This window comes from Kitasatospora sp. NPDC048722 (genome assembly GCF_040650235.1).
Taxonomy (GTDB): Bacteria; Actinomycetota; Actinomycetes; order Streptomycetales; family Streptomycetaceae; genus Kitasatospora.
On the sequence record NZ_JBEZGX010000024.1, the window covers coordinates 117,059 to 123,058 of the forward strand.

Here is a 6,000-nt window from a genome sequence, read left to right on the forward strand (position 1 = left end):
TGCGCGCTCCCTCCCCAGTTCCGCCGCCACGCTGCGAGGGTGCGGGACGGTCCGTACCGGAATGCCACGATTCCTATCACGCTCGGTTGCCGTGACTGCGGGGAGGGTGACGTCGCCCGCGCCGGAACGTGTGGTATGGGCCCGGGACGACGCGCACACGGAGCGTGGCGAGAGGCAGCTCACACCCCCCGGGCGTAACTTCTCGCACCCTGATACGTCTTAGGTTGGTAGTGCGGCAGTTTTCCGAGGGACGGAGACGCGACGAACGGCAACGCGTCCCCGTGCCTCCGCTGCCGCCGACGGGGCTCCGGCGGGCCCCGGGTCGGCCGTCGAATCGACGGCCTTCGCGCACGGCGCCGGGGTTGTGGCGGGCCAGGGACGCTTTGAGCGGCCGTCCCGGGCTGCGGCCGGCCCCGGAGTCGTGCGCCGTACGATCCCGTCCCCGCGGGAACGATCCGCACGGCTCCACCGCGCGGGGACGCACGAGGGCCCGGCCGCACGCGTGCGGCCGGGCCCTTCGGGGTTCTGCGTCAGCGCTCGCCGAGGGCGACGTAGTCGCGGATGGCGGTGCCGGTGTAGATCTGACGCGGACGGCCGATGCGGCTCGTCGGGTCGTTGATCATCTCGTGCCAGTGGGCGATCCAGCCGGGCAGCCGGCCCAGGGCGAACAGCACGGTGAACATGCTGGTCGGGAAGCCCATGGCGCGGTAGATCAGGCCCGTGTAGAAGTCCACGTTCGGGTAGAGCTTGCGCGAGACGAAGAAGTCGTCCTTGAGCGCGTGCTCCTCCAGCTTGAGCGCGATCTCCAGCAGCTGGTCCTGCTTGCCCAGCTGGCCGAGGACCTCGTGCGCCAGCAGCTTGACCTGCGCGGCGCGCGGGTCGAAGGCCTTGTAGACGCGGTGGCCGAAGCCCATCAGCTTGACGCCGGCCTCGCGGTTCTTGACCTTCGTGATGAAGGCGTCGACGTCGCCGCCGTCCTTCTGGATGCTCTCCAGCATCTCCAGCACGGCCTGGTTGGCGCCGCCGTGCAGCGGGCCCCAGAGCGCCGAGATGCCGGCCGAGATCGACGCGAACAGGTTGGCGTGGCTGGAGCCGACCAGGCGCACGGTGGAGGTGGAGCAGTTCTGCTCGTGGTCCGCGTGCAGGATGAGCAGCTTGTCCAGCGCGTTCACGATGACCGGGTTGAGCTCGTAGTCCTCGGCCGGGACCGCGAAGGTCATCCGGAGGAAGTTCTCGACGTAGCTCAGGTCGTTGCGCGGGTAGACGAAGGGCTGGCCCATCGACTTCTTGTAGGCGTAGGCCGCGATGGTGGGCAGCTTGGCCAGCAGGCGCACGGTCGACAGGTGGCGCTGGCCCGCGTCGAACGGGTTGTGGCTCTCCGGGTAGAACGTGGAGAGCGCACCGACCACCGAGGACAGCATGGCCATCGGGTGGGCGTCGCGCGGGAAGCCCTGGAAGAACCGCTTGACGTCCTCGTGCAGGAGCGTGTGCTGGGTGATCTCGCGGTTGAACTCGGAGAGCTGGTCCGCGTTCGGCAGCTCGCCGTTGATCAGGAGGTACGCGGTCTCGACGAAGCCGCCCTGCGCTGCGAGCTGCTCGATCGGGTAGCCGCGGTACCGCAGGATGCCGTTGTCGCCGTCCACGAAGGTGATCGCGGACTTGTAGGCGGCGGTGTTGCCGAAGCCGTTGTCCAGGGTGACCAGGCCGGTCTGCGGGAGCAGCTTCGAGATGTCGAAGCCGGCGTTGCCCGCAGTGCTCTCGACGACGGGGTACTCGTACTCGCCGTCCTGGTACCGCAGTACTACCGAGTTGTCGCTCACGTCTTCCTCACCGACGAAATGAATCCTCTTCCAAGGTGCCCTGACTGTCTCTACCATCCCCCATCCGGAGGACAGCCGCGCACCCGGGGTGGCCCGAAAGGGCCCTCCCCTACAAAACCTGCCGCCGCAGCCGGTACGAACCGGACAAGATCGGCGCCATCCTAGGCTCTGCCGTAAATCTCTTCACGTCAAGAGAACATTAGAGGCAACCATCCTGTTGGATAATCATCCAGTGGCAAGTCGATGATCGAGCGCGGCATGCCTCCGACCTGCGCTGACGGCCCTGACGGCCTGCGCGATCGCCTTCCGTGACCCCACCAGCACGACGAGTTTCCGTGCCCTGGTCACGGCGGTGTACAAGAGGTTTCGCTGGAGCATCGTCCAGGCGGACATGGTGACCGGAATCACCACCACCGGATACTCGCTGCCCTGCGAACGGTGGATCGTCACCGCGTACGCGTGGGCCAGCTCGTCCAGCTCGTCGAAGTCGTAGGGCACCTCCTCGTCCTCGTCGGTGAGCACCGTCAGCCGCTGGTCGTCCACGCTGAGGGCGGTCACCACTCCCACTGTGCCGTTGAAGACCCCGTTCCGCCCCTTGTCGTAGTTGTTGCGCACCTGCGTGACCTTGTCCCCCACCCGGAACGTCCGCCCGCCGAACCGCCGCTCCGCCGCCCCCTCCCTGGCCGGTGTCACCGCCGCCTGCAACAGCGTGTTCAGGTTCCCCGCGCCGGCCGGCCCCCGGTGCATCGGCGCCAGCACCTGGACGTCCCGCCGCGGATCGAACCCGAACCTCTGCGGGATCCGCCGCGCCACCACGTCCACCGTCAGACCCGCCGCCCGCTCCGCGTCGTCCTCCGCGAACAGGAAGAAGTCCGGCAGACCGTCCGTCAACGGCGGCCTGCCCTCGTTGATCCGGTGCGCGTTCGTCACCACGCCCGACTGCTGCGCCTGCCGGAAGATCCGGGTGAGCCGCACCGACGGGACCGGGCCGCCCTCCGCCAAAAGGTCCCGCAGCACCTCGCCCGCGCCGACCGACGGCAGCTGGTCCACGTCGCCGACGAACAGCAGGTGCGCCCCCGGCGGCACCGCTTTGACCAGCTTGTTCGCCAGGATCAGGTCCAGCATGGAGGCCTCGTCGACCACCACCAGGTCCGCCTCCAGCGGCCGGTCCCGGTCGTACGCGGCGTCCCCTCCCGGCTTCAGCTCCAGCAGCCGGTGCACCGTCGACGCCTCCGCCCCGGTCAGCTCCGCGAGCCGCTTCGCCGCCCGGCCGGTCGGCGCCGCCAGCACCACCTTCGCCCGCTTCGCCAGCGCCAGCGTCACGATCGACTTCACGGTGAACGACTTGCCGCAGCCCGGACCGCCCGTCAGCACCGCGACCTTCTCCGTCAGCGCCAGCCGCACCGCCTGCTCCTGCTCCGGCGCCAGCTCCGCCCCCGTCCGCTTGGCCAGCCACTCCAGCGCCACCGGCCAGTCCACCCCCGCGAACCAGGGCATCCGGTCCGCGTCCGAACGCAGCAGCCGCAGCACCTGGTTGGCCAGCGAGATCTCCGCCCGGTGGAACGGCACCAGGTACACCGCGGTGATCGGCTCGCCGCCCTCCCCCGGCACCGACTCGCGCACCACGCCCTCCAGCGCCACCAGCTCCGCGAGGCAGTCGATCACCAGCCCCACGTCCACCTGGAGCAGCTTCACGCCGTCCGCGATCAGCCGCTCCTCCGGCAGGTAGCAGTGCCCCTGGTCGGTGCTCTGCGACAGCGCGTACTGCAGCCCCGCCTTCACCCGCTCCGGGCTGTCGTGCGGGATCCCCACCGCCTGCGCGATCCGGTCCGCCGTCAGGAAACCGATGCCCCACACGTCCGAGGCCAGCCGGTACGGCTCGTTGCGCACCACCCCGATCGAGCCGTCGCCGTACTGCTTGTAGATGCGCACGGCCAGCGAGGTCGACACCCCCACCCCCTGGAGGAAGACCATCACCTCCTTGATGGCCTTCTGCTCCTCCCACGCCGCCGCGATCTTCTTCGTCCGCTTCGGGCCCAGGCCCGGCACCTCGATCAGCCGGCCCGGCTCGTTCTCGATCACCTCCAGGGTGTCCACCCCGAACCGCTCCACGATCCGCTCGGCGAACCGCGGACCGATCCCCTTGATCAGCCCCGACCCCAGGTACCGCTGGATCCCCTGGATCGTGGCCGGCAGCACCGTCGTGTAGTTCTCCACCGTGAACTGCCGCCCGTACTGCGGGTGCGAGCCCCACCGTCCGTGCAGCCGCAGCGACTCCCCGACCTGCGCGCCCAGCAGCGCCCCCACGACGGTCAGCAGGTCGTTCGCGCCGCGACCGGTGTCCACCCGGGCCACCGTGTACCCGGTCTCCTCGTTGGCGTACGTGATCCGCTCCAGCACCCCCTCCACCTGGGCGAGCTGGCGCTGCGCGGGTTCCTGTCCCGCCTGCGACTGCCTGGCCACCGGGACCCCCTTCGACCGGTACGGGCGGACCATTGCGCTACGCACCGTACCGCCCCGGTCGGACACCTCCGGACCGCTCCCGGACCGCGCCCCTCCGGCCTCCGACCGCCCTCCACCCGCCCCGGTCACGGCCCGTCACGGCAGCGACCGCCTGCCGTGCGGCCCACCGGTGCAGGTGCCAGGCTGGGAGGGGCGGGGGGCCACCGACCGCACCCGTGCCCGCACGGACCCCGTCCGAGGAGCAGTGCCGCCATGCTCACCACCGACTACCGGCCCGGCGCCCCGATCTGGCTCGACCTCGGCAGCCCCGACATCCGGGCCTCCGCGGACTTCTACACCGCCCTGTTCGGCTGGTCCGGCGACTCCGCCGGACCCGAGTCCGGCGGCTACGGCTTCTTCCGGCTCGACGGCCGGACGGTCGCCGCCTTCGGCCCGCTCGTCGAGGAGGGCTCGCTGCCCACGTGGACGGTGTACTTCGCGACCCCAGACGCCGACCGCACCACCGAACTCGTCCGACAGGCCGGCGGACGCGTCCGGTTCGCGCCCTTCGACGTCTTCACCGCGGGCCGGATGGCCGGCTACACCGACCCGACCGGTGCCGACTTCGCCGTCTGGCAGCCGCACGACACCCGCGGCCTCGACGTGGTCACCGAGGAGGGCAGCCTCTGCTGGACGGAGTGCTACAGCGTCGACGCCGAACGCGCGAAGTCCTTCTACCGCGCGGTCTTCGACTGGCAGGAGCAGGACGTCCCGTTCGGCGAGGCGCTCTACACCGTCCTCACCCCGGCAGGCGGCGGCACCGACGACGCCCACGGCGGCATCATGCAGCTCGGCCCCGAGCACACCGCCCGGGGCACCTCGTCCCACTGGCTCCCCTACTTCGAGGTCCCCAACGTCGACGCCGGCCTCGCGATCGCGACCGCCCTCGGCGCGACGGTCCGGATCCCCGCCATGGACGTGCACGGCGTCGGCAGGCTCGCACAGCTGCAGGACCCGCACGGCGCCGTGTTCGCCGTCATCACCAGCGCCAAGCCCGGCGAGTGACGCGGAATCACCCCGAGAAGGGCCGTGAAGGGGTGCTACGGGCGTAGATGGGGGTGGTGCGGGAGATCTGGGCCCCTATTCTCTGATCATGACCGAGACGACCGTTCTGACGATCCGCCGGGTGACGGAGGCCGACCTGCCGTCGATCGTGGCGATGCTCGCCGACGACCCGCTGGGTGCGACGCGCGAGAGCCCCGACGACCTGACCCCGTACCGCACCGCCCTCGCCCGCATCGCCGAGGACCCGAACCAGCACTTGGTCGTCGCCGAACGCGCCGGCCGAGCCGTCGGCACGCTGCAGCTGACGCTCATCCCGGGCCTCTCCCGGAAGGGCTCCACCCGCGCGATCGTCGAGGGCGTCCGCATCCACGCCGACGAGCGCGGCAGCGGGCTCGGCACCGAACTGATCGAGTGGGCGATCCAGCGCTCCCGCGAGCTCGGCGCCGACCTCGTCCAGCTCACCTCGGACGCCACCCGCGCCGACGCCCACCGGTTCTACGAGCGGCTCGGCTTCGTACGGTCGCACTACGGCTTCAAATACCAGCTCTGACGTCCGAGGTCCGAAATCCGAGAACAGCCCGGAAACGCGAAGAACCCCCATCCGGAAACCGGATGGGGGTTCATTCAGAAGAATTGTTCGGCGGCGTCCTACTCTCCCACAGGGTCCCCCCTG

Annotated in this window: 4 protein-coding genes; 2 read left to right on the plus strand and 2 right to left on the minus strand. The window is 70.3% G+C overall.

What is annotated here, in order from left to right; translation table 11 throughout:
- Nucleotides 1–530: 530 nt before the first annotated feature.
- Both AB0C76_RS19575 and AB0C76_RS19580 read right to left on the minus strand, forming a co-directional pair.
- Nucleotides 531–1,820, minus strand: a complete 1,290-nt coding sequence (locus AB0C76_RS19575; RefSeq protein WP_359966584.1) for a citrate synthase — start codon at nt 1,818–1,820, stop codon at nt 531–533.
- 225 nt (nt 1,821–2,045) lie between these two features.
- The gene (locus AB0C76_RS19580) at nt 2,046–4,283 is read right to left on the minus strand and encodes an ATP-dependent RecD-like DNA helicase (RefSeq protein ID WP_359966587.1); all 2,238 of its coding nucleotides are present in this window, start codon (nt 4,281–4,283) and stop codon (nt 2,046–2,048) included.
- A 252-nt stretch (nt 4,284–4,535) separates the two neighbouring features.
- Between AB0C76_RS19580 and AB0C76_RS19585 the strand changes: the two genes are divergently transcribed.
- A complete protein-coding gene (locus AB0C76_RS19585; protein WP_359966590.1) occupies nt 4,536–5,327 on the plus strand; it encodes a VOC family protein in 792 nt (263 codons plus the stop codon).
- 88 nt (nt 5,328–5,415) lie between these two features.
- Complete coding sequence (locus tag AB0C76_RS19590; protein WP_359966593.1) at nt 5,416–5,877, plus strand: GNAT family N-acetyltransferase; 462 nt, start codon at nt 5,416–5,418, stop codon at nt 5,875–5,877.
- The last annotated feature ends 123 nt before the right edge of the window (nt 5,878–6,000 follow it).

What these genes read in the sequence shown, in the direction of transcription:
- AB0C76_RS19585 (WP_359966590.1), top strand. Translation starts at nt 4,536, where the DNA reads ATGCTCACCACCGACTACCGGCCCGGCGCCCCGATCTGGCTCGACCTC.
- AB0C76_RS19590 (WP_359966593.1), top strand. Translation starts at nt 5,416, where the DNA reads ATGACCGAGACGACCGTTCTGACGATCCGCCGGGTGACGGAGGCCGAC.